The sequence below is a fragment of the Pseudomonas fluorescens group sp. PF-1 genome, assembly GCF_054481335.1.
This window is the reverse complement of record NZ_JBTMNG010000001.1, coordinates 2,229,900-2,252,957: the sequence shown is the minus strand read 5'-3', so window position 1 is coordinate 2,252,957 and position 23,058 is coordinate 2,229,900. Positions and strand designations below refer to the sequence as shown.

Below are 23,058 nucleotides of genomic sequence, written 5' to 3'. Positions count from 1 at the left end.
TCCTCAAGGCTTGCGCAAAAGATAGGTGTCCATGATCCAGCCATGGGCCAGTCGGGCCGCCTTGCGCACCCGCTCGATCTCATCCGCCACATCCTTGAGCTTGCCGCTGATCAGGATTTCATCCGGCGTCCCCAGGTAGGCCCCCCAGTAAATGTCGGTCTCCCGATCCGCTACCTGATGATAGGCATCCTGGGCATCGAGCATCACCACCAGGCTGTCGGCATCGCTCACCTGACCGGCGGCGAGGCGCCGGCCGGTGGTGATTTCAATCGAGCCGCCAATTTGATTGAGCGTCACCTTGTGCTGCGCCGCCAACGCCTGAACGCTGGTGATGCCCGGGATCACCTCGAATTCGAAGGCACAGGCGCCTGACGCCAGAATCGCCTGCAAGATGCGCAGGGTGCTGTCATACAGCGCCGGGTCACCCCAAACCAGGAAACCACCGCACTGGTCGTCGGACATTTCCTCATTGATCAGCCTCTCGAAGGTCCGCTGCCTGGCCAGGTTCAGGTCGTCGACACTGATCTTGTAGTCCACATCCCCGCGCTCGCGCTCAGGGCTGCGGGCTTCGACGAAGCGATATTGGCGATCGGTGATGTAGCGTTCGCAGATGTCACGGCGCAGGTCGATCAGCGTGTCCTTGCTCTGGCCCTTGTCCATCAGGAAAAACACGTCGACCTTGTTCAGCGCCTTCACTGCCTGAATCGTAATGTAGTCGGGGTTGCCGGCACCGATGCCGATGACCAGTAATTTTTTCATCCGCATCGTTCCTCGGGCTCAGCGCCCGCCAAGCGCAATCGCCAGCAACCCTGGAACCGGAGTTCGACGCTCGACAGCGGCTCGACATCAATCAGATTGAATGCCGAACCGTGCAGCACGTACGTCAGCGCGGCGCGGATGACAAACGGATGCGTCACCGCCACCACATGTCCCGGTGTCGCCTGCAATGTCGTCAGCCAGGCGCCCACCCGCTCAGTCACCTGGATCACCGACTCGCCACCGTGGGGCGCCGAAGCCGGGTCGGCGAGCCAGGACTGTAGCCATTGCGCTTCGGATTTTTGCAGGTCATTGATGCGCTGACCGCTCCAGCGCCCGACATCGCAATCGCGCAATGCCGCGACCACCTCAGCGTGGCTGCCGAACAGTTCGGCGGTCTGCCGTGTACGCAGTTCCGGGCCGCACAACAGCCGTGGAGCATTTTTGAATTGAGCACGACGGGAACCCCGCGCCGATTGCCAATCCATCTCCAGAGGTTCATCCGTAGGAAACCTCGCCAATTTTTGTGCGACGGTTCGAGCGTGGCATATCAGGGTCAAACGGGTCGCCTGCACGAAGGATTACTCTGTCGATAGAAAGTGAGGTACGGCGACTTGCCGGTGGTCGCGCAATTGTGACGCAAGAAAGGTGGTCGAAGGGGCCTTTCGTCTGACAACAAAAGCTGTCTTCGATCTGTTTATAGGCAATGCCCTACACGCCTGGCCGTCATCCCCGTCGCCATCGGCGTACAGGCATTTCGCTCAATTTTCGGCGTTGAAAAACCGCAGCAAAATTAACTAGACAGGCCGTGCGCCTTAATTAAATACTGGTTTCAACGGATTATCGCCCCCATCCAGCAGGAGCCCGGATGCCCTCATTTAACGACCCGATCATTGACTCCCGTCTGGACAGTTCACCGTCCACAGCCACGCGCCACCCGATCAGTCCCGGCCTCTGCAATGACGCAGACCTGATACCGCGCGCGGTCAATCCGCAATAGCACCTGAAAAAGAGCGGCGTCCGACAAGACAACCGCCGATCAATCCGTGGAAACCGACAGTGATCGTCAGGTTCGGTGCCAGCCACCGAACGCTTTGATACAGGAGTGCATCCATGCTGGTGTTGCGTCCAGTGGTGTTAACCGACCTGCCCCAATTGCAGCGGCTGGCCCGCGAAAGCCTGGTGGGCATTACGTCGCTGCCAGACGACCGCGAATGCTTGCACGATAAAATTCTCGACTCATGCACCTCGTTCGAGCAATCCGTCCAGAGCCCGGGCCCGGAAAGTTACTTCTTCGTGCTGGAAGATTCGGCGACGCGGCGACTGGCGGGCTGCTCGGAAATTCTCGCCATGGCGGGTTTCAGCGAGCCGTACTACAGCCTGCGCAACCGCAACTTCAACAGTGCCTCGCGGGAGCTGAACATCGAGCATGGCGTGCCGGCTCTGTCGCTGTGCCACGACCTCGGCAGCCATACCTTGCTGCGCGGTTTTCATATCGATCCGACGCTGGTGCGCACGGCGTATTCCGAACTGTTGTCACGGGCGCGACTGCTGTTCATCGCCGCCCACGCGCCGCGCTTTGCCGACGGGGTCATCAGCGAAATCGTTGGTTTCAGCAGCAATGACGGGCATTCGCCGTTCTGGGATGCGCTGGGCAAGCACTTCATCGACCTGCCCTATGTCGAGGCCGAGCGGCTCTGCGGGCTTGAGAGTCGAGCGTTTCTTGCCGAACTGATGCCGCAATACCCGATCTACGTGCCAATGCTGCCCCAGGCCGCGCAAGACTGCATCGGCCGGGTTCACCCCGATGGCCAGGAGGCCTTCGATATCCTCGAGCGCGAGGGTTTCCAAACCAACAGTTATGTCGATCTCTTTGACGGCGGCCCAACGCTGTATGCGCGCACCGGTGGCATTCGTTCCATCGCGCAAAGCGTGACCGCCACGGTGAAACCCGGCTCATCCATCGACGCCCGTGGCCGTTACCTGCTTTGCAATGACGCGCTGGAGAATTACCGCGCCATCGTCGCCGACCTGGACTACCGCGCCGGGCAGCCCCTGACCCTGGACACCGAGATGTGCGCGGCCCTGAAGGTGAGCGAAGGCAGCCCGATCCGGCTGATTGCCTTGTGATCCGCTTCCCTCACGGCGCACAACGACCGTCCCCGTGCAGGCTCGCGCAAGGAGTTGCAGCATGATAGTTCGTCCGGTCCAGGTGACCGATCTGCCCGCCCTGCTCGCACTGGCCCGGCAGGCTGGTTGCGGATTGACGTCGCTGCCGGCCAACGAAGAGCGCCTGCTTCACCGATTGCGCTGGGCACAAAGAACCTTCGCCGAACAAGTCGAGCGCGCCGACGCCGATTACCTGTTCGTCCTTGAAGACGACGACCAGCAAGTGGTGGGCGTCAGCGCCCTGACCGGGGCCGTGGGCCTGCGCGAACCCTGGTACAGCTACCGGGTCGGGCAGACGGTCAGCTCATCACCGGACCTGGGCATCGAGCGGCACATCCCGACCTTGTTCATGAACAATGAAATGACCGGTCAATCGGATCTGCGCTCGCTGTTCCTGCGGCCCGATCGACGTCAGAGCCATCACGGCCGGTTGCTGTCCCTGGGGCGTTTGTTGGTCGTGGCCGAGTTTGCGCACCTGTTCGGGGACAAGATAATCGCCGAACTGCGCGGCAGCGCCGACGAAAAAGGCTGCTCTCCCTTCTGGGACAGCGTCGGTCGCCACTTCTTCAAAATGGACTTCAAGCACGCCGATCACTTGTCGTGGCTGGGCAACAAAGCGTTCATCGCGGAACTGTTGCCGCGCCAACCGCTGTACGCCTGCCTGCTGACCGAACAGGCCCAGGCGGTGATCGGCAAGCCTCACGCAAAGGCCGAGCCGGCCCTGAAGATCCTCACCGCCGAAGGTTTTGCCCACAAGGGTTACATCGACATCTTCGACGCCGGCCCGGTGATCGAGTCCCCCGTTTCGAACATCCGCAGCGTGCGCGACAGTCAGTTACTGGAGCTGACCATCGCCCCCCCGGACGATCAGGCTCCCGTGTGGCTGATCCACAACCGTCGCCTGGAAAACTGCCGCATCACCGCCACCCCGGCCCGCCAAGTGGGCGACCGCCTGATCGTCGACCGTCTCACCGTCAAACGCCTGCAACTGCAACCCGGCGATTCGGTCCGCGCCGTACCGCTGCGCCCACAACAGCCGCAGGCGGTGGCGGCGTAATCGCTCCCGAGTCGCCCACTGTTGGCCATCATCTGCAAATTCGTCATCATTCTCGACCGCCCCCCGTGATAGCCTTTTACGTCTTCGGCGTTGACACTTTTGCTCAAGCCCTTCCATTCCCATTGGTGGAACTCATATGTCCAGGCTTTCTCATCAAGATTTGCGCCGCAGTTTTCGTCAATTACTCGCATCCAACACCTGCTACCACACGGCGTCGGTCTTCGACCCGATGTCGGCGCGCATTGCGGCGGACCTGGGGTTTGAAGTGGGTATTCTCGGCGGGTCGGTCGCATCGCTGCAGGTACTGGGTGCCCCAGACTTCGCCTTGATCACCCTCAGCGAGTTCGCCGAGCAGGCCACCCGCATCGGCCGCGTCGCCCAACTGCCGGTGATCGCCGACGCCGACCATGGCTATGGCAACGCCCTCAACGTCATGCGCACCATCGTCGAGCTCGAACGTGCCGGCGTGGCCGCCCTGACCATCGAAGACACCTTGCTGCCGGCGCAATTCGGCCGCAAATCCACGGACCTGATCACCGTTGCCGAAGGCGTCGGCAAGATCCGCGCGGCCCTGGAAGCCCGGTGTGACTCGGAATTGGCAATCATCGCCCGCACCCACGCAGGGATTCTTCCGGTGCAGGAAATCATCAGCCGCACCAAGCAATACCAGGCCGCCGGGGCGGATGGCATCTGCATGGTTGGGGTGAAGGATTTCGACCATCTGGAACAAATCGCCGAGCACCTGAGTGTGCCGCTGATGCTCGTGACCTACGGAAATCCGTTGTTGCGTGATGACAAACGCCTGGCCGAACTGGGCGTGCGCATCGTCATCGACGGCCACGGCGCCTACTTCGCCGCGATCAAGGCCACCTACGACAGCCTGCGCGAACAACGACAAATCTTCACCCAGGCCGCCGACCTGAGCGCGACGGAACTGACACATACCTATACACAGCCGGCGGAATACATTCGTTGGGCGGAAGAGTTCATGCACGTTAAAGAGTGATGGCGAGCAAACGTTAATTGCGTGAAACCCCATCCCCTGCTCGCGATGGACGTCAACGATGACGCGGGCTGTCTGAATGCCCGCGTTGCCTGGACGTTCATCGCGAGCAGGCTCGCTCCTACAGTGAACCCGGTACACCTGCAGGTAACTGGTCGGCTATCAGGCCGCCGAAGTGCGATATCCAAGTGCGGCAGGCCGGGGTGTGGCAAGGACCAGACCGACAAGGTCGGCTGTCAGGCCGCCTCAATAAACATCAAACCGAATCGAGCAGCTCATACTGAGAGCGACCATCGCTGCAGCAAATGACCCGGTTACGCCCCGTCGTCTTGGCCTCGTACAATGCCTGGTCGGCATCGCCGAGCCACGAGGTCGCGTCACTGTGGCCAGGGTTGAACGCAGCCAAACCGATGCTAAGGCTGACTTTCAGCGCCGGGTTTTGCTCGTAGCCCAACGTGGCAAAGCGATCACGCAGCGCCTCCATGACCGCCGCCGCGTTGTTCAAGGGCAAATCCGGAAGAATCACGCAAAACTCATCACCGCCATAACGCCCGGCGACGTCGGTGGCACGCAGGTTCTGCTTGAGCATCTTGCTCAGCTGTCGCAACACGATGTCGCCGGCGACGTGACCGTAAGTGTCATTGATGTTTTTGAAATGATCGATGTCGATCAGCGCAATCGCCCCTCCCTGGTGCTGGCGCTGGCAGCGCTGAAACTCGACTTCCAGTTGATCCTTCCAGGCGCCGTGGTTGAGCAGACCGGTCAGGCTGTCGGTTCGGCTCAGGGCCAGTAATTCACTTTTTTGCCGGCCGAGGGTATGGGCCTGGCGAAAGCAGAGCCAGCCCAGCGCCAGCGGGTAAAAACACATCAAGGGCAAGCAGGCGTAGAGTTGTAACTGACTGGTTTCTGGAATGAACAGCGGCTTGAAAATCAGCCACCCGATGCCGATCCCCAGGATCTGCGTGACGCTGCCCGCCAACAAAAAACGCAAGCCGCCGATCGCCACGTTGTTCATCGCCATCATGGAAATGGTGGTCGCGCTGGGCAGCGGATTGAACTGCATGGCTGCGACCCAGAAGCCACCCAGAAAGGCGTCAACCAGCAGGTTACGGTGTTCGGCATGATAGGGAGCCTTGGCCCGACGCGCCCATTGATAGGCCAGGTGCGGCCAGATCAGACCGTTGAACAGCATCAGTGCCCAGACCCAGGGTGCCGGGTTCAGGGGGTACATCGCCACACTTACGCACAACAGCCCCAGCACCAGGCCGAGCATGCGCGACGTGTAGAGCCTCCTGGCCAGTGAAAGTCCTTTCACTCCCGTCTTTCCCATTGGGCCCCCTCCACAGAGCGGTACCTGATGATTCCAGGGTTGCGCGTATTTCTCGGAGTCTAACAGGGTAACGTCAAATAGCCATCACCGGTGGGCGGGATGAATACCGTGGCATAGCCGTCAAGCGTACGCTCAATGTTTGGCTATACATGAAGACAGGCTTGCCGCAAAAACGAGAAAGAGGAGGCCCATGCAGACCTTTCAGGTGTTGATCATAGGTAGCGGCTTTGGTGGTCAGTGTGCGGCGGTCAACTTGCTCAAGGCTGGCATCACCGACTTCCGCCTGCTCGAGCGGCGTGACTTCTTCGGGGGCACCTGGTGCCAGAACACCTATCCGGGCGCTGCGGTCGACGTGCCCTCGCCCCTTTACTCGCTGTCTTTCGCGCCCTACCGCTGGACACAGATGTTCGCCGAACAGGCCGAACTGCATCGCTACACCCGCTATGTCGTGGAGCACTTCGGACTGCGCGACCGGGTGGAACTGCAGGCCAATGTCGAACACGTCGAATGGGACGACGAAAGCAAACGCTGGGCGGTCCACACGGCCGGCAAGGGCACCTTTTATGCGCAGTTCCTGATCAATGCCACCGGGCCCCTGAGCCAGCCTGTGGTGCCACGCTTCGAGGGCCAGGAACGCTTTCGGGGCAAGACTTTTCACACCAACAACTGGGATCACACCTACGACTACCGCCAAAAACGCGTGGCCATCGTCGGCAGTGGCGCCAGTGCGGCCCAGGTGATTCCGGCGATTGCCCCGGATGTCGAGCACCTGCACGTATTCCAGCGCACGGCGCATTGGGTATTGCCCCGGGCTGACCGCTCGTTTGGCCGTTTCCAGCGCTGGTTGCTCGGGCTGAAACCAGCCTACACATTGCTGCGCTGGCTGATTTACTGGCAATTCGAAACCCGGGTGATTGCCTTCAAATACTCGAAACCGGCGATACGCATGGTCCAGCACCAGGCCTTGCGCTTTATCAAACGCCAGGTACCGGACGCCGAACTTCGGCGAAAACTCACGCCGGACTACACCATCGGCTGCAAACGGGTGATTCTGTCGAGCACGCTGTACCCGGCACTGGGTCGCAGCAATGTGACGCTGCACTGCCGTGAACAAGGCATTGCCGCCCTCGATGAAACCGGCATCATCATGCAGGACGGGCAACACATCGATGTGGACCTGATCGTCTGGTCCACCGGCTACGACGCCACCGACGGGGTGATCTCCTACCCGGTCACCGGCAAGCATGGCACTCGCCTGAAAGATGTCTGGGCCCCGTTCCCCCGTGCCTACCTCGGCACCAGCCTGCCGGACTTTCCCAACCTGTTTATCGTCACCGGTCCGAACACCGGCATCGGCCACACGTCGGCGCTGTTTATCATCGAATCGCAGATGAATTACATCCTCGATTGCATTCGCACCCTTGAATCGCGAGGTTTACGCAGCATCGAAGTTCGCCCCGAGGCAGAACGTACCTACACTGAAATGATCCATAGAGAAATGGAACGCACCGTGTGGAAGTCAGGAGGCTGCCACAGTTGGTATCAAAGCAAGAGCGGTCATGTGATTGCCATGTTTCCGGGGTTCAGTTTCAGCTTCCATCGCTTGACCCGAGCCCTGAAACCCGCCGATCACATCTTGTCCTGAACCGTTAGAAGGAAGGCGCCTGATGCTTTTACTGGTTGTCGCTATCGCGGTCTTTGCCGCCTGGAGCTGGTTGAGTTACCCGGCCGTCGGCTACTGGCTTTATGACTTGAGCGTGGCCACCGAGGCCAAACTGTACAAGTTGCACAAGATCGTCGTGCCCATTTCAGAAATGACCGTCTCGACCTGGCAAGGCGGCCCTTATGAGGCGTCCAGCAACGTCTTGATGCTGCACGGCTTCAGTGCCGACAAAAATCTCTGGCTGCGTTTTGCCCGGCACTTTGTCGGCAGCTACCGGGTGATCATCCCCGACATCGCCGGCCATGGCGAAACCGGCTTCAAGGAAGGCGGCGGCTATGACATCCCGCTGCAGGCCAAGCGCATGATCCAGCTGCTCGATGTCTGTGGGGTCGACAAGGTCCATGTGATCGGCAACTCGATGGGCGGCTACATCGCTGCATGGTTGGCGGCCACCTATCCGGACCGCATTGCCTCGGTCGCCCTGTTCGACCCGGCGGGTGTCACCGCGCCCGAACCCAGTGACCTGGAACGGCACTTGGCCAAGGGCCACAACCCGTTCCTGATCAACTCCCGGGAAGAATTCAAATACTTCTATGGCATGACCATGGCCGCCCCTCCCTGGGTGCCGCGCGTGGTGCTGGACGCCATGGCCCATCGTTATGAACAGGCACGCGACGAACTGGAAGAAATTTTCCGCGACTTTCGCGCCAGCCCACCGATGGAGCCGAAGCTTCCAGGCATACAGGCGCCGGCGCTGTTGCTGTGGGGACGCAAGGATCGCTTGATCGACGTCAGCAGCGTGGCCATTTGGAGCAAAGGCCTGGCCAACCTGCGCGTGGAAGTCTGGGAGGGCATCGGGCACATGCCCATGGTCGAAGCGCCAGCCGGTTCGGCGCGCCTGTATCGGGAGTTTTTGGCATCCCTGCGCTCGGAAAGCCCTCAGGATCAACGCCTGCACTGAGGATGCAGTCCTTTGCAGAATGAAGTTCGTCAGAAACTTCGTTTGTCGGCGACGCGGAAGGCTGCGATCTTTTGCTCAACGTCACCGCGCCAGGAATTGTGTTCATGAATCATCCGAACTTCGTCAGCCCCGACCTGATCCGCCAACGCTTCTCCAAAGCGATGTCCGACATGTACCGCGAAGAGGTGCCTCTATACGGCGCGCTGATGGAACTGGTGGAGCAGACCAACCGTCATGTGCTGGACAGCGATCCGCAAGTGGCCCGGCAGTTGAACAGCACCGGCGAAATCGAGCGCCTGGACCTGGAGCGCCATGGCGCGATCCGTGTCGGCACGGCGGCAGAACTGGCGACCCTCGCCCGTCTGTTCGCGGTGATGGGCATGCAGCCGGTGGGTTATTACGACCTGACGCCGGCCGGGGTGCCGGTGCACTCCACCGCGTTTCGTGCCGTGCATGAAGAGGCGCTGCAAGTCAGCCCGTTCCGGGTATTCACCTCGCTGTTGCGCCTGGAACTGATCGAGGACCTGGAGCTGCGGGCATTCGCCCAATCGACCCTCGACAAGCGCTCGATCTTCACCCACACCGCGCTGACCCTGATCGACTGCGCCGAAACCCAGGGTGGACTCACCGAAGTGCAAGCCCGGGATTTCGTCGAGCACGCGCTGGAAACCTTCCGCTGGCATCACAGCGCTACCGTCACCGCCGAGCAGTATCGCCAACTCAGCGCCCAGCATCGCCTGATTGCCGATGTGGTGGCCTTCAAGGGGCCGCACATCAATCACCTGACGCCACGCACCCTGGACATCGATATCGTCCAGGCGCAAATGCCGGCGCGCGGCATCACCCCTAAAGCCGTGATCGAAGGCCCGCCCCGCCGCCAGTGCCCGATCCTGTTGCGCCAGACCAGTTTCAAGGCACTCGACGAGCCGATCGCGTTCACCGATCAGGCCGAGGCCCGGGGCAGCCACAGCGCCCGCTTCGGTGAAATCGAACAACGCGGCGCAGCCCTCACCCCTAAAGGACGGGCGCTGTACGACCGCTTGCTCAATGCGGCGCGCGATGAGCTCAAGGATTTCCCCAACGAAGCCAACGCCGCACGCTATAACGCGCTGATGGTGCAACATTTCAGCGAGTTTCCCGACACCTATGAAGGCATGCGCCAACAGGACCTGGCGTACTTTCGCTATTTCGTGACGGAAAAAGGCCAGGCCGCAAAGGCGCTGAACACCTTGACGCTGGAAGACCTGGTCAGCGGTGGCTATCTGCGGGTCGAACCCTTGGTGTACGAAGATTTTCTGCCGGTCAGTGCGGCGGGGATATTCCAGTCAAACCTGGGGGATGCGGCACAAACCCACTACGGAGTGCATTCCAACCAGCAAGCGTTCGAGCAGGCCCTGGGCCGTCCGACGATTGATGAACTGGGGTTGTATGCCGAGACACAGCGACGTTCGATCGAGCAGTGTTTCGCCGAATTAAGCACTCTCTAACACACGGAACTGTGGGAGCCTGGCTTGCCAGCGATAGCGATTTCGCCTGCGCCATCACTGGCAAGCCATGCTCCGACAAAAGCAGTATCTACTTCAGTTTCGCCAACAAGGCTTCTGCAGCCGCTTGCGACGACGCTGGATTCTGACCGGTCAGCAACAAACCATCGGTCAGCACATAGCTGGCCCAGTCAGGCCCCTTGGAATAAATCCCGCCCTTGGCCTTGAGTTCGTCCTCCACCAGAAACGGCACGACGTGGCTCAATTGCACCGCTTCTTCTTCGCTGTTGGTAAATCCCGTCACCTTCTTGCCCTTGACCAGTGGCTGACCATCGGCGCCCTTGGCATGACGCAACACGCCCGGCGCATGGCACACCGCCGCGACCGGTTTACCTGCCTTGTAAAACGCTTCGATCAGGGCGATCGAATGTTTGTCTTCAGCCAGGTCCCACAACGGCCCATGACCGCCAGGGTAAAAGATTGCGTCGTAATCGTCGGCCTTCACCGAGCTGAGTACGACCGTCGACGCCAACGCCGACTGTGCTGCGGAGTCCTTGCGAAAGCGCTCGGTGGCTTCGGTTTGCGCGTCCGGCTCATCGCTTTTCGGGTCCAGCGGTGGCTGGCCGCCCTTGGGCGAGGCCAGGGTCAACTGAACCCCGGCGTCCTTGAAGGCGAAATACGGGGCGGCGAATTCTTCCAGCCAGAACCCGGTTTTCTTGCCGGTGTTACCCAATTGATCGTGGGACGTTAAAACCATCAGGATTTTCATGTCGTCTTCACTCCGTCTCGGGACTGCAGTGGGGGCATTAGCCGTGATGCGCACAATGTTGCACATCGATCCTGCCGTATGACCTTCGTAAGGTGCTGATCGTTCGGCCTGCCGGGTGCCAAGCATACTGCGTGATAAGCGAAATCACCTGTCGATAGCCACATTGAACTCAAAACAAGTCGCGCTTCAAACAGCTGCAAGCGCTGCGTTTCAGCGACCGCAACATGGCCTGGATCTGATGAAACATCCGGAACTTCAGCGTTCGATAAGTGGCGTTCATTGCCAATCGGGAAAGTCGGCACAAGCGCAATCAATACCGAGCTGCGCGGGCGATCAATTTATTTCTTGGGGGGCATAAAGAAAACAGACAGGACTGGCGGCTGATCAAAGTGTTCGCCCAGTGCATTGGCCTCGGCAATCCTTGCACTGGTAAAGAGCCCCTGCGCTGGGCGAACGAAACGCATTTTAATTGATGTCGCCGGGAAAGTCCGCGCTTACAACATGAAATTTGCAGTTACATCTATTACTGAAATATCAGCGGACAATTTATTCAAACAAATAAACTCAAACTCACCCGCTCATTTCTGAATAGCAGATTGTTCTTGTACAACGCTTATACAAGAACAATCACCCTGTAAACCAAATATCCATTTATTTCAGAGTGGTTACTTTTAATACATCGGTATAAGTCACCACCACACTCTGGCCTTTTTTCAGGTCCTTGAGTTTGGCCTGAACTTCAGGTCGTTGGACGTCGACCGTCTTCGACTGGCCGGCAGGGTTTTTAAACGTCACACGATGGTGCTTGAGATCGATATCCGTGATCTGCAACTCCACCTTCACCTGACGGTAGGCTTCTCCACCGGGCTTGGTCGAGCCTGGTGCATTGCGTACTTCGCCTGTGTATTCGGTAGTGCCAGGCAGGCCTTTGTCGACGCTGGTGTCGAGGGAGACCGCGACCGAGTGCAGAACATCGACCTTGACCTGATCACCGGGCTTCAGCTTGTCCAGGTTCTTGGCCTTTTCAGTGAGTTGCAACGACACCTGATTGCCTTCAGGGCCTTCCAGCACCACCTGACGGTTAGGGACATCGACCGACACGACTTTGGTGGTGACATGATCGGAAATCACGGACTCCGCCAGCGGGATGTCCGCAGCGAAAGCGCTGAGGCTGGCAGTGGACAGCACAGCAGCCAGGCTGATCGCCTGGGTCAATGTGGAGAGCTTGCGTGTGTGACGTTTCATAGCGGTACTTTCCCTGTGAAGAATGGCAGCGAAAGGCGCTCCACCTTGATCAAGCGCCGACCGTGCCGATGAGCATAGACGCAGATCAGGGAGTGCTCGCGGTTTCTTGCACTGTAGATTCGCTGGATGGTCGCGCCTCGTCGGGGGCGTTCGGTGTTCCGGCTCAATACCCGGTCATTTCCAGATAGCCCTGTCCGCCATGGCTGCCACTCAAGCGTACCGGCCCTTCCCAGTACGGAATGCGCAAATTCATCCAGGCGTTTGGGTTGAGGGCGCTGATGACGATGTCCAGGTGCTTGCCGGGAATCTGGATCGACCAGCTGACCGGCATCGAACGCCCGGCCACCCTGGCGCTGTCCTTCACCGTGAGGCGGATGTCGCCGGCCTTCAACAGCTGCGTCTGCCCCTGGGCGTCGATCCACGTACCGGTCAGGTAAGGAGCGCCGTCCTTTTGCCGCATGCGATAGAGCATCACCTGTTCGCCGCTGTCCAGGTGCAGGGAAAACCAGTCCCATCCCGTCTGGTTGGCGGTCAGGGGCTGGCTGCTCCATTCACGGTCGAGCCACGCGGGACCGCTGACTTGATAGCGCTGACCATCGATTTCCAGGCTGCCGCTGGCCTGGAAAAACGGCTGGCTGTAGTAATACGACGCCTGGCCCTGTTCGGATTTCTGGCTGAACCCCTTATCCCCTTGCAGCACCGATGGCTTTGTCGATGTCAGCCGCAGTTGATAGCCGAACCCCTTGTCGCGGGCGCTGAGTTGCAACTCTGTCAGTGGATCGGCACCCGTTGCCTGACTGATCAAATGCCAGTCGTCGATCCACGCATTGAACGGCGTCAGGCTCACTCCGGCCTGGCCAACGCCGCCACGGGCGTAGCGTTCGGCAGCGTGATGCACCGAGGCCGAAGTCACGGCCGCGTGGCCGAGCCACAGCGTCTGATTACCCCAACCTGCCTGCTCGGGCGTGGCTGTCAGGGCACTGCGAAACAGCGTCCATTGCACGCCGAATTCACGGCCCTGCTCGTCCTTGAGGTTGGCGGTGACGTACCACCACTCAATGCGAAAGCCATCGTGGGGGCCATGATCCGCCGGAAAACCAAACACGCGACCCGGGACCACCGGGGTGAATGCGGCCGCTTGATTGCCGAGGCCGGCAAAGCCTTTGTCTGCCGGCACCGGCTGATCGCAACCGCCAAGCAAGGCCGCGATCAGCCATACGCCCAGCCTAATCCTCATGGGCAAAAGTCCTCAGCAGGTCAGCCGGTTGTGTGCGGTACAGCGAATACAGCGGCCATGCCGAGGCCAACAACGTTGCCAGCAACGCCAGCCCCATCAGTTGCAGCAATTGCAGCGGGAACACCCGCAACGGCAGGCGCCAACCGAAGGCCTGGACGTTGATCACCGCGTCCAGGCACCAGGCCAGGGCAATGCCCAGCGGCAACGCCAGCACCAGCGTCAGCAGCGCCAGCAACCAGGTTTGCCCGAGGTTGAGCAGCATCAGTTGCCGGCGCGTCACGCCCAGCGCCCACAGTGGCGCCAGTTGTCCGAGGCGGCTTTGGCTTTGGGTCAACAAGCTGATGAACAGCGCCACACCCGCTACGCACAGCGTCAGGCTATTGAGCGCGGCGGTGGCGGCAAAGGTGCGTTCGAACACTTGCGAGGACCAGCCCTTGAGCCGGGACTGATCGACGATGCGGCTGTCATCGAGCGCGAAACGCGCTTGCAGCGCCGTGACGAACGGTGTGATCAATGCCGGCTCGATGCGCAGGTTGAAACGGTTCGGCGTCAATTGCGGCCAGCCGCGCAGCAGGTGGTTGACGTTAACCAGCACGTGGCCCTTCGGATTGCCGTAGTCGGCGTAGATCCCGACGATGCGCGGTGACCACCGGCCCGTGGGCGTGGGAATCGTCAGGTGATCGCCCAGTCGCACTTTCAAACGCCGGGCCAGTTGCTCGCTGAGCATCAACGCGTCGTCCTTGGCCAGACGATCCCAGGGGTTGTCGCCCAAGGCTTCGAGCAGTGGCCAATGCTCGCGGTAAGTCGGGTGATCGATCACGCCGAAGACATCCACCGGCCAGCCTTGCAACTGGATCGCCACTTGCCAGGTCGGCAGCACCGCCGTGAGCTGCGGCTGTTGTTTGAGCCAGGTGTGCAGTTCACGGGACTGGGCCGGGTTTTGCGGATTGAGGTACAGCTCGGCGGTGAGCCGTTGCTCGAGCCAGTTGCTGAAGGTCTGGCGAAAACCGGCGGTCATGCTGCCGGCCCCGATGTTCGCCGCCAGCGCCAGGAGCAAGGCCATCAGTGCCAGACTCAGGGCGGGCAATTGCTGACGGCAATCGGCCAGAAACCATTGGCCGAGCACGGATCGACTGCCTCGGAGCAAGCCATTGAGCAACGTATTGAGCAACACCGGCAAGGCCAGCGCGGCCCCCAGCAGCAGCGTCGCCATCAGGACGAAACCGCTGGCCAGGCTGTCACCGCGCAGCAACGCCAGCCATGCGACAACCAAGGCCATCGCCGCCACCCAGCCCTGGCGCCGCAGCCAGCGCGCATGGGCCTGATGCCAGGCCTGCGGATTGGCCAGCGCCAGCAACGGCAAACGCGCCGCCCGCCACAAACTGTTGGCGCCGGCCAGCAAGGCACCGAGCAGGCTGAGGCCGATCCCGCTGAGCCACCACAGCGGACTCAGGCTCAACTGCCCCGCCACTTCGGCGCCATACAACCCGCGCAGGCTGGCGGCGACATCCGGGAGCAATACGCCGGCCAGCCAATAGCCGCTCACCACGCCGGCCACCCCGCCCATCAGCGCCAGCACGCCCAGCTCGACGGCCAGACAGGTGATCAGCATCCGCGCACTCACCCCACAGGCACGCAGGGTTCTGAGCAAACCTCGACGCTGCTCCAGCGCCAGTCCGATGGCGGCGTGAACGATGAACAGGCCGACCACGAATGACAAAAAACCCAAGGCATCGAGGTTCAGGTGAAAGCTGTCGGTCAGGCGCGCCAGATTGTTTTCTTCGCCAGCGGTCTTGAGCTGAAGTTGCCCCTTGAGCGCCTCCGGCAGCGTCGCGGTGAAGCCCTTGGGCAGCAGCAGACGCGACAACTGATCCGGCAATCCAAGAATCTGTTGGGCGAACCCGATGTCCACCAGCAACACCCCGGGGGCCATGTCGCCTTGCGCGTGCAAGGGCGGCAGTATCTGACCATTTGCCGCGAGCGGGCGCGCCCCTTCGCTCAACCCCAGGGCCTGCAAAGTCTGCGGCGAAATCCAGGTGCTGCCAGGTGCCGTGAAAAATCCGACAATTTGTTCGATGGCCAGGGCCTGCCCGGCCACCGCCGAACCGGCCGGCAGTGACACCGGCTCGATGCCCATCAGTTGCAGCCGCTGCTCCTCATGACCCTGAAGTATCAGCCGGCCCTGCAACACCGGCGACACTGGCCAGCCCGCGCGGCGCAGGTCGACAAACAGCTGCTGTGAGAAGGTCCCGCCCCCGGGCGCGCTGAGACTGGCCTGAGGTTCGCCGCCAATCAACTGACTGGCGCGGGCGTAGCTGTCACGCGCCTGGCTGTTCAACGCTTGCACGCCGGTCAGCAGACTGGTGGCCAGCCACAACCCGGTCAGCACACTGAAAAACTGCACCGGATGCAGCCGCCAATGGCTGAGCAACGCGTGCAGGGTCTGGCCGAAAATACGCATCTCAGCGCGCGCCTGCGCCGGCCAGGCGCCCGCCGTGCAGCACCACTTTATCGGCCAGCCGCGCCGCGACGTGGGGGCTGTGGGTGACCATCAGCAGGGTCGTCGGGCTGTCTTCGAGCAGTTCCAGCAACAGCTTGAGCACGTCATCGCTGGTGGCTTCATCGAGGCTGCCGGTGGGCTCGTCGGCCAACAGCAACGGTGGCCGCGACGCCAGGGCACGCCCCAACGCCACCCGTTGCTGCTGCCCTCCGGACAACTGCTCCGGATATCGCCGCAGCAACTCGCTCAACCCCAGGCGCTGCACCAGATGCGCCTGCCAACGCGGATCATGCCGCCCCGCCATTCGCGCCTGAAACGCCAGATTGTCCTCCACCCGCAGGCTGCCGATCAGGTTGAACTGCTGGAACACCAAACCGATCTCGGTACGCCGCCAGTGCGCCAGTTGGCTTTCGTTCATCTGTTCCAGGCGATGGTCGCCACTGCGGATACTGCCGCGATCCACTTTGTCCAGACCGGCGATCAAGTGCAGCAAGGTGCTCTTGCCACTGCCCGACTCGCCCATCAGTGCCAGGCTGCTACCGGGTTTCAGGGTCAGATCGACCCCTTGCAACACCGGCAATGGCCCTTGGGGAGTGGCGTAGCTTTTGAAGACACCGCGGACTTCAAGCATGGAAGAACCTGTTGGATGAGCGTGGGCCAAGAATAGCGGGACTGAATGCTTTTTGTCCGTCGACGATGGCGGCCGCGCCCGGTCTGCGGCGAATTACAAGACTGACGACCGTTTATCGATTTGCACGGCGCCTTTTGCAGCCCTTCCTGTGTGAAGCAAATCCAGCAGGGGCAAGCGCTTGATCGCAATTGGCCGCGGAACCGGAAAATACCCGTCTGACCGTTGGCGGTGATGGATGTTGGAGGCTGGTCTATACCCCTTGGATTGATTTTTGAGTGTTGGAATCCACCGACCTTCCATGGAGGACGAACATGCCGCACCGAGTCATAGTCAATGCTGACGATTTCGGCCTCAGTGCCTGCGACAACGCGGTGATCCTGGGAGCCTTCCAGGCTGGAGTCATCAGTTCCACCACCGCCATGGCCAATATGCCGGCCTTTGAAGCGGCGTGTTCAATGGCCCGGCATCCGTTGCTGGAAGGACGCGTCGGCCTGCACTTCAACCTCACCGCCGGCCGCCCGTTGAGCCGGCGCATTCTGACGCGCCGGACCTTCTGCGACAGCGCCGGCCTGTTCGACCTCAACCTGTCCCGCGCCCGTCTCTGGCTCGGCCATCAGGATCGCCGCGCCGTACACGAAGAACTCGAGGCGCAATGGCAACGCTGCCTGGACAACGGTATCAGGCCCAGCCATCTGGACTCCCACCAAAACGTGCACACCATCTGGCCGATCGGCGAAATCGTCGCGCGTTTCGCCGCCCACCAAGGGGTTCCCGTACGCCTGGCGCGTAATCTGGGGCCCACGCAGAGCCTGCCCAAACGCATGTTCAAGCAACTGCTCAATCACCGCTTGAACAGCCTGGCCGGCGCCACCGCCGACTACGTGGGCACTCCCCAGGATTTGCGCAACACCACCCCACCGGACGACGGCCTGCTGGAGATCGTCGCCCACCCCAGTCAACTGGGTGCCGACTTTGGCGATGCTTGTCTGGATCAGGGCGAGTCGCTGAGCGAACTGCTGGAACAGCGACTGCCGGGAGTGCCGAGGGTGGCCTATGGCGTGGCTGGCTTTACCCTGGACAACCCTGCGGAGTCGGCAGAGTAAACCTTCGCAACTTTTGCAACAGGATGTCGGAGCCACATCGCCCTACACACCCTTGGGAAAAAGCACGAGTACGCAAGGAAATGTCTGACTGCCCAATCGTATCTACTTGGATACAGCTGGGTAATGAATTATCTTGTTCAGCAAACCAGCATTTTCGTGCAATGGCACGCTTCCGTTCGCGATGTGCGAGCCAGGATTGCCATAGCTCGCCGCATTGAGCGCGCTTGTGCGGGCAACCTTGGCGATGTCAAGGCAGTAGGTGACGGCGTTTCCGAAATGCGCGTGGACACTGGCGCGGGCTATCGAGTTTATTTCACGATGCGAAACGGTGTTGTCATCGTCCTGCTGGCCGGTGGCGATAAATCCTCACAAAGCACTGATATCAAACGTGCAAAAAAATTGGCAAAGGAGGTTTAACCTTGAGCCAGACTTTGACGACTTTCGACATGGCAACACTGCTCGACAGTGAAGAAGCTATCAGCGAGTACCTCTCCCAAGTACTGGCAGACGGTGACAACGAGGAGTTTCTTCGCGCTGTCGGCTACGTGATAAAGGCCCGTGGAATGACCCAGATAGCCAAGGATTCAGGCATGGGTCGCGAAAGCCTGTACAAGGCCTTCGCCCCAGGAGCGAAACCGCGATTCGACACGGTATTGAAAGTCATTCATGCCCTCGGCATTGATCTTTGCGCACAACCTGGGCATGTCATCAATCACTGAAATGTCTGATTGGATGCCCTTCGCCTGGCCACTTACTTCACCGCCACCAAGGTAAAACACAACGGCAACTGCGCCGCTTGCTGCTGGTAGCGATCATAGAGCTCCTCGCGGTTGGAATGCGGGTACTCCTTGAAGTGGCTGATCTGCAATCCGGCCGCAATGGCGCCGGTGAAGATGGCGCCCAGGGTGTGGACGAACCAGTAGGACGCAGCCGCCGGTTGCTCGACTTTGCCTTCGTAGACGATCGGTTGGTTCTGGACAAAGGGCTCGGCACGAAAGTACGAGCTGTCCAGGCCGAAAGGGTCGGCGGACTCGGGATCGAACATTTCCAGGAACGGGTGGGTTTCGTACACCACCAGCGCGCCGCCCGGCTTCAGGGTCTGTGCCACGTGGCGGAAGAACTCGCCGATGTCCGGCATCCAGTTCAATACGCCGATGGTGATCAGCGCCAGGTCGAAGCGACCCTGCAACTGAAGCGGCAAGTGGTGAATGTCCGCCTCGATGAATTCGGGATCACGGGGTGAGCGCGACGCCAGCTCCCGCGCCTGATCGAGAAACGCCGCCGACTGATCGACACCCACCACATGCCTGGCACCCAGGGCATACAGCGACAGGCTTTCGCGACCGTTGTTGCAACCCAGTTGCACCACCGCCTTGCCGTCGACCCCGACCTGCGTCAGCAACCCGGTCAGGGTGTCATCCAGGCAAGAGAAATCGGCATGAGTCACCGCGCTCAGCAGCGCCTGCCATTCGGCGCTGTCCTTGTGGTGTCGGGCGGAGTCATTCCAGGCATCGCGGTTGCTGGCGATGGCTTTATCTTTTATCGGCATTTCCATTGCACACTCCAGAATCGGGTCTTGATTGACCGCGCCGATTCTAGTTCATGCCTGGCATTCGCCCCATCCGGGCTTTGTTGTGATCTTGTAAACCCGGCCGCACCGACGCCTGGCCACGGGAGCGCTATAGTTAAAGGCCTTGGGGAAATGCGCGAAAGCCGATTTCGCAGGTGCTGCCATGAACAAGACCGAACAGACGCTGTTGCTTGTCCTCTGCCTGACTGCCGCCACGACGGTGTTCGCGGATGACAGCCTGATGCAAACCGACCAGGCCAATACCGAATTCCATTATTACGGGGCAGACCAGCCCTTCGCCCACCCCTCGCCACCGTCCATAAACACCGTGCCGCCAGGGTCGTACATCCCCACAGCGCCCGGTGATTTCATTCCGGTTTCCAGCGAGCACGTGTTCTCCGACTCACGCCTGCCGACGGTGGCGGATACTACCGTTCGCGTGTTCATCCGCTCCTACGATCCGGAACGCGGTGTCTACGTGAACCAGGAAGTCCTCGATCCCTCGTGCATGATGGCCTGTCGCAGCGCACCGGACCCGGCCCTGTAACGGGCAGTTTCAAGCTTCAAGCTCCAAGCTCCAAGCTCCAAGCTCCAAGCTCCAAGCTCCAAGCTCCAAGCCTCAAGCTTGGAGCTTGAAGCTGCCCCCCCTACTACCACTGCCGCTTGTCCGGGCGAGCGAGGCCGAGTTTTTCGATCCGGTAACGCAGCATGTCGCGGCTCAGGCCCAACAGGCGCGCGGACTTGGTGACGTTCCAGTCGGTCTTGTCGAGCATTTTGCGCACCATGTCACGCTCCACTTCCGGCAGGTTCATCGATTCGGTGCCGTTATAGGACGGACGTGGCTCGCTGGGGGGCGGCTCGTGCTGAAACATCGGCGGCTCGTCCATCAGGCTCAGGCAGACATTCAGCTGATGGGCGGCGATGGTGTCGCTCTGGGCCAGCAACACGGTTTGCTCGAGCATGTTGCGCAACTCGCGCACGTTGCCGGGCCAGCTGTAATTGAGCATCAACTCTTCGGCCTGATCACTGAAATGCAGGTGTGGCTTGCCATAGCGTTTGCCATGAGTCGCCAGAAAGTGGCGGGCCAGCAACAGAATGTCTTCCCCCCTCGCGTACAGGCGCGGCACCTTGATCGAGATGATACGCAGACGGAAAAACAGGTCGCGGCGGAACTTGCCCTGCTGGACCATTTGTTCAAGGTTGCAGTTGGTGGCGCTGATCACCCGCAGATCGACTTTACGCTCCTTGACCGAACCGACCCGGCGAATCGTCCGGTCCTCCAGCAGCTTCAGCAACTTGGCCTGCAGCAACAGGTCCATTTCACCGATCTCATCGAGAAACAGCGTGCCGCCATCGGCCGCTTCGACCAGACCGAGGCGACGGTCCTTGGCGTCGGTGAACGCGCCCTTCTCGTGGCCGAACAACTCCGACTCCACCAGGTTGGACGGAATCGAGGCGCAGTTGAATTCGATGAACGGCCCTTTGGCGCGTGGACCGTCGAAATGCAGGGCCCTAGCCACCAGCTCCTTGCCGGTGCCGGTTTCGCCTTCCACCAGTACCGGTGGCAGATCGGAGTTGGCCATGCGGCGTTCGGCGTCGAGCAACTGGCTGATGGTGCCCTTGAGGTAAGCCATCGGTGCCGACTCACCGATCAGTGCCTGCACCCCGGATTTCTGGGCTTCGCGTTCCTGGTAGAACGACAGCGTGCGCTCCATCCGATCAGTGGCCAGGGCCTTGTCCAGCAGCAGCTTGAGCTCTGGCAAGGCCACCGGTTTGGTCACGTAATGGAATGCGCCTTCTTTCATCGCCACCACGGCGTCTTCGACATTGCCGTAGCCCGTCATCATGATCACTTTCAGATCCGGCGCGCTGATGCGCAATCGCTGGATCAGGTCGTGACCGCTCATGCCCGGCAAGGAGTTGTCGGTCAGCACGACGTCGGGAACGAAGGTTCCCAGTTGCTCCAGCGCGTCTTCCGCCGAGTGGCAGACGGTCACCTCGAAGTCCTTGCGCTCCAGGTAGGTCTGAATATTCTCGGCGAGCAGTTCATCATCCTCGACCAGCAATATGCTGTGCTCCATATTCCCCTCCCGTTGCCACTTTAAAATTGAGACGGACGCAGGTTCCTTCCTGCTCCTGGCTGGTCAGTTCGACCGAGCCTTCAAAGCGCTCCATGATTCTTTTGACCAGGGCAAGGCCAACGCCAAGTCCCCCTTGTTTGGTCGTGAAGAACGGCTTGAAGACCAATTGTTGTTGTTGTCGGGTCATGCCCTTGCCGGTGTCATTGATCATCAGACTCACCTGCCCGGGCGACGTCGATTCGACATCGATGCTCAACACGCCGCCCTTGGGCATGGCTTCCAGCGCATTGGCGAACAGGCTATTGAGAATTTGCGTCAACAGCACCTGTTGGCTGACGACCGGTGAAACACTCTTGGGCGTAAAGCGCACTTCGACATTCGAGCGTTTGATCAAGGGGTCGAAGGCGCTCAGGGCGTCGTCGACGGCCAACACCAGATCGACGTTTTCATCGTCGTCATTCACCGGGCGCAACGACACCAGCAACTCGCGGACCCAGCGTGACATGCGATCGACCTGGCTGATGATGTCGCCGATGTTTTTCTGCGCGGTCTGGCTGGCGATTTCCTGAGCCAGTTCGGCGCTGGAGCGGATGTTCGCCAGCGGGTTACGCAGACTGTGGGCGACCGCCGAGGACATTTCCCCCAGGGCGACAAACGTCTCGTTGGCGATCAGTTGTTTCTGCTGGCTCTGCAGCAGCATGGCCGCCCGCCGCACGATCCAGAACAGCCCCAGGTAAATGGCCGCGCCACCGAGCAGGGTCGCCAGCCAGATCGCCTTGAATCCACGCTGGATGCGCGCCACCAGATCGACCGGCTCCTTGTAGATTTCCACCATGGCAATCACTTTGCTTTTGTCGGCGTTGAACATCGGGATGTAGTTCTCGACGAACAAATATTCGGGTTCGCGCAGCAGTTTTTGCTCGGGACGCTCCTCATCGATTTCGTGGTAGCTGGTGGACACCGTCTCCTTCATTTCGAAGGACTCGTCCAGCTCCTCGTCGCCTTCGACGCGCATGCCGATCATTTCCGGGTTGGTCGACCAGACCACGGTGCGATCCAGTGCATACACCACCGCCAACAGACAGTCCGGCAGGTGCTCGACATGGTCGAGAAACTCTATGCGGGCAGCGGCCCGAGAACCGGGATTGACGTCGGGGTAGGCGTTGTCCAGCCGCGGGTCGAGCATTTCGCCCATGGTCCTGGTCGTGGTGATCCCGGCATGGCGAATTTCTGCGTCACCAATGGCCTGAATGAATTGGGCGGTGAGCATCGAATCGCGCTCGATGCTCTCTTCAACCACGAAGCGCGTGGAGACATAACCCAGCCCCAGGGCCACCGCAGCAATGATGAAAAAGCTGGCCAGGGAAAACCAGCGCACCAGATTGAAGGCCGGACGCCAGCCCTTGCCGGGTGCGGCCGGAGTATCAGGCGCAGGTGTTTTTTGTTGTTCTAGTATCTGCATGGAACCGTCCTGGATACTTGAAACCAGTCTTCTTAGC

General features: G+C 60.5%; 22 protein-coding genes. 11 read left to right on the top strand and 11 right to left on the bottom strand.

The window, feature by feature from the left end; all coding sequences use genetic code 11:
- Positions 1 to 3 precede the first annotated feature (3 nt).
- A complete protein-coding gene (gene cobF, locus ACX3YD_RS10740) occupies positions 4 to 759 on the bottom strand; it encodes a precorrin-6A synthase (deacetylating) (protein ID WP_458959912.1) in 756 nt (251 codons plus the stop codon).
- Positions 756 to 1,331 carry a histidine phosphatase family protein gene (locus ACX3YD_RS10735; RefSeq protein ID WP_103405457.1) on the bottom strand — a complete coding sequence of 192 codons (576 nt, stop codon included), beginning with the start codon at positions 1,329 to 1,331 and terminating at the stop codon, positions 756 to 758. The genes cobF and ACX3YD_RS10735 overlap by 4 nt, the downstream gene beginning before the upstream one ends.
- Positions 1,332 to 1,624: 293 nt before the next feature.
- Between ACX3YD_RS10735 and ACX3YD_RS10730 the strand changes: the two genes are divergently transcribed.
- From ACX3YD_RS10730 to ACX3YD_RS10715, 4 genes are all read left to right on the top strand, one after another.
- The gene (locus ACX3YD_RS10730) at positions 1,625 to 1,756 is read left to right on the top strand and encodes a hypothetical protein (RefSeq protein ID WP_458959911.1); all 132 of its coding nucleotides are present in this window, start codon (positions 1,625 to 1,627) and stop codon (positions 1,754 to 1,756) included.
- 113 nt (positions 1,757 to 1,869) lie between these two features.
- Positions 1,870 to 2,886: an arginine N-succinyltransferase gene (locus tag ACX3YD_RS10725; RefSeq protein ID WP_458959910.1), complete on the top strand. Its 1,017-nt coding sequence runs from the start codon at positions 1,870 to 1,872 to the stop codon at positions 2,884 to 2,886.
- A 61-nt stretch (positions 2,887 to 2,947) separates the two neighbouring features.
- A complete protein-coding gene (astA, locus tag ACX3YD_RS10720) occupies positions 2,948 to 3,982 on the top strand; it encodes an arginine N-succinyltransferase (protein WP_458959909.1) in 1,035 nt (344 codons plus the stop codon).
- Positions 3,983 to 4,118: 136 nt separating this feature from the next.
- A complete protein-coding gene (locus tag ACX3YD_RS10715; protein ID WP_047530601.1) occupies positions 4,119 to 4,988 on the top strand; it encodes an isocitrate lyase/PEP mutase family protein in 870 nt (289 codons plus the stop codon).
- Between the two features lie 253 nt (positions 4,989 to 5,241).
- Here ACX3YD_RS10715 and ACX3YD_RS10710 read toward each other — a convergent pair whose 3' ends face one another.
- The gene (locus tag ACX3YD_RS10710) at positions 5,242 to 6,315 is read right to left on the bottom strand and encodes a diguanylate cyclase (RefSeq protein WP_458959908.1); all 1,074 of its coding nucleotides are present in this window, start codon (positions 6,313 to 6,315) and stop codon (positions 5,242 to 5,244) included.
- A 190-nt stretch (positions 6,316 to 6,505) separates the two neighbouring features.
- Between ACX3YD_RS10710 and ACX3YD_RS10705 the strand changes: the two genes are divergently transcribed.
- The 3 genes from ACX3YD_RS10705 to hglS all read left to right on the top strand — a co-directional run bounded on the left by ACX3YD_RS10705 (position 6,506) and on the right by hglS (position 10,426).
- Positions 6,506 to 7,960, top strand: a complete 1,455-nt coding sequence (locus ACX3YD_RS10705; protein ID WP_458959907.1) for a flavin-containing monooxygenase — start codon at positions 6,506 to 6,508, stop codon at positions 7,958 to 7,960.
- A gap of 22 nt (positions 7,961 to 7,982) precedes the next feature.
- Positions 7,983 to 8,939 carry an alpha/beta fold hydrolase gene (locus ACX3YD_RS10700; protein ID WP_047530608.1) on the top strand — a complete coding sequence of 319 codons (957 nt, stop codon included), beginning with the start codon at positions 7,983 to 7,985 and terminating at the stop codon, positions 8,937 to 8,939.
- A gap of 104 nt (positions 8,940 to 9,043) precedes the next feature.
- On the top strand, positions 9,044 to 10,426 hold the full coding sequence (gene hglS / locus ACX3YD_RS10695) for a 2-oxoadipate dioxygenase/decarboxylase HglS (protein ID WP_458959906.1): 1,383 nt from the start codon (positions 9,044 to 9,046) through the stop codon (positions 10,424 to 10,426).
- Positions 10,427 to 10,514: 88 nt separating this feature from the next.
- Here the strand turns inward: hglS and ACX3YD_RS10690 are convergent, their stop codons facing one another.
- From ACX3YD_RS10690 to ACX3YD_RS10670, 5 genes are all read right to left on the bottom strand, one after another.
- A complete protein-coding gene (locus ACX3YD_RS10690; protein WP_458959905.1) occupies positions 10,515 to 11,192 on the bottom strand; it encodes a type 1 glutamine amidotransferase domain-containing protein in 678 nt (225 codons plus the stop codon).
- A gap of 651 nt (positions 11,193 to 11,843) precedes the next feature.
- On the bottom strand, positions 11,844 to 12,437 hold the full coding sequence (locus tag ACX3YD_RS10685) for a hypothetical protein (RefSeq protein ID WP_103405465.1): 594 nt from the start codon (positions 12,435 to 12,437) through the stop codon (positions 11,844 to 11,846).
- 163 nt (positions 12,438 to 12,600) lie between these two features.
- Positions 12,601 to 13,674 carry a lipocalin-like domain-containing protein gene (locus tag ACX3YD_RS10680; RefSeq protein ID WP_458959904.1) on the bottom strand — a complete coding sequence of 358 codons (1,074 nt, stop codon included), beginning with the start codon at positions 13,672 to 13,674 and terminating at the stop codon, positions 12,601 to 12,603.
- On the bottom strand, positions 13,664 to 16,135 hold the full coding sequence (locus ACX3YD_RS10675) for an ABC transporter permease (protein ID WP_458959903.1): 2,472 nt from the start codon (positions 16,133 to 16,135) through the stop codon (positions 13,664 to 13,666). The genes ACX3YD_RS10680 and ACX3YD_RS10675 overlap by 11 nt, the downstream gene beginning before the upstream one ends.
- A 1-nt stretch (position 16,136) precedes the next feature.
- Entirely contained in the window at positions 16,137 to 16,805 is a 669-nt protein-coding gene (locus ACX3YD_RS10670; RefSeq protein ID WP_458959902.1) for an ABC transporter ATP-binding protein, read from the bottom strand.
- A gap of 311 nt (positions 16,806 to 17,116) precedes the next feature.
- Between ACX3YD_RS10670 and ACX3YD_RS10665 the strand changes: the two genes are divergently transcribed.
- From ACX3YD_RS10665 to ACX3YD_RS10655, 3 genes are all read left to right on the top strand, one after another.
- The gene (locus ACX3YD_RS10665; RefSeq protein WP_458959901.1) at positions 17,117 to 17,908 is read left to right on the top strand and encodes a ChbG/HpnK family deacetylase; all 792 of its coding nucleotides are present in this window, start codon (positions 17,117 to 17,119) and stop codon (positions 17,906 to 17,908) included.
- A gap of 123 nt (positions 17,909 to 18,031) precedes the next feature.
- Positions 18,032 to 18,325, top strand: a complete 294-nt coding sequence (locus ACX3YD_RS10660; protein WP_458959900.1) for a type II toxin-antitoxin system RelE/ParE family toxin — start codon at positions 18,032 to 18,034, stop codon at positions 18,323 to 18,325.
- A gap of 2 nt (positions 18,326 to 18,327) precedes the next feature.
- Positions 18,328 to 18,627, top strand: coding sequence for an addiction module antidote protein (locus ACX3YD_RS10655; RefSeq protein ID WP_090319312.1), 300 nt, complete (start codon positions 18,328 to 18,330; stop codon positions 18,625 to 18,627).
- Between the two features lie 32 nt (positions 18,628 to 18,659).
- Here ACX3YD_RS10655 and ACX3YD_RS10650 read toward each other — a convergent pair whose 3' ends face one another.
- Positions 18,660 to 19,463: a class I SAM-dependent methyltransferase gene (locus tag ACX3YD_RS10650; RefSeq protein ID WP_458959899.1), complete on the bottom strand. Its 804-nt coding sequence runs from the start codon at positions 19,461 to 19,463 to the stop codon at positions 18,660 to 18,662.
- 178 nt (positions 19,464 to 19,641) lie between these two features.
- Between ACX3YD_RS10650 and ACX3YD_RS10645 the strand changes: the two genes are divergently transcribed.
- On the top strand, positions 19,642 to 20,025 hold the full coding sequence (locus tag ACX3YD_RS10645; RefSeq protein ID WP_458959898.1) for a hypothetical protein: 384 nt from the start codon (positions 19,642 to 19,644) through the stop codon (positions 20,023 to 20,025).
- Between the two features lie 103 nt (positions 20,026 to 20,128).
- Here ACX3YD_RS10645 and ACX3YD_RS10640 read toward each other — a convergent pair whose 3' ends face one another.
- Both ACX3YD_RS10640 and ACX3YD_RS10635 read right to left on the bottom strand, forming a co-directional pair.
- Complete coding sequence (locus ACX3YD_RS10640) at positions 20,129 to 21,559, bottom strand: sigma-54-dependent transcriptional regulator (protein WP_103405473.1); 1,431 nt, start codon at positions 21,557 to 21,559, stop codon at positions 20,129 to 20,131.
- Positions 21,528 to 23,021: a sensor histidine kinase gene (locus ACX3YD_RS10635; protein WP_458959897.1), complete on the bottom strand. Its 1,494-nt coding sequence runs from the start codon at positions 23,019 to 23,021 to the stop codon at positions 21,528 to 21,530. Before ACX3YD_RS10635 ends, ACX3YD_RS10640 begins: the two co-directional genes overlap by 32 nt.
- Between the last annotated feature and the right edge of the window lie 37 nt (positions 23,022 to 23,058).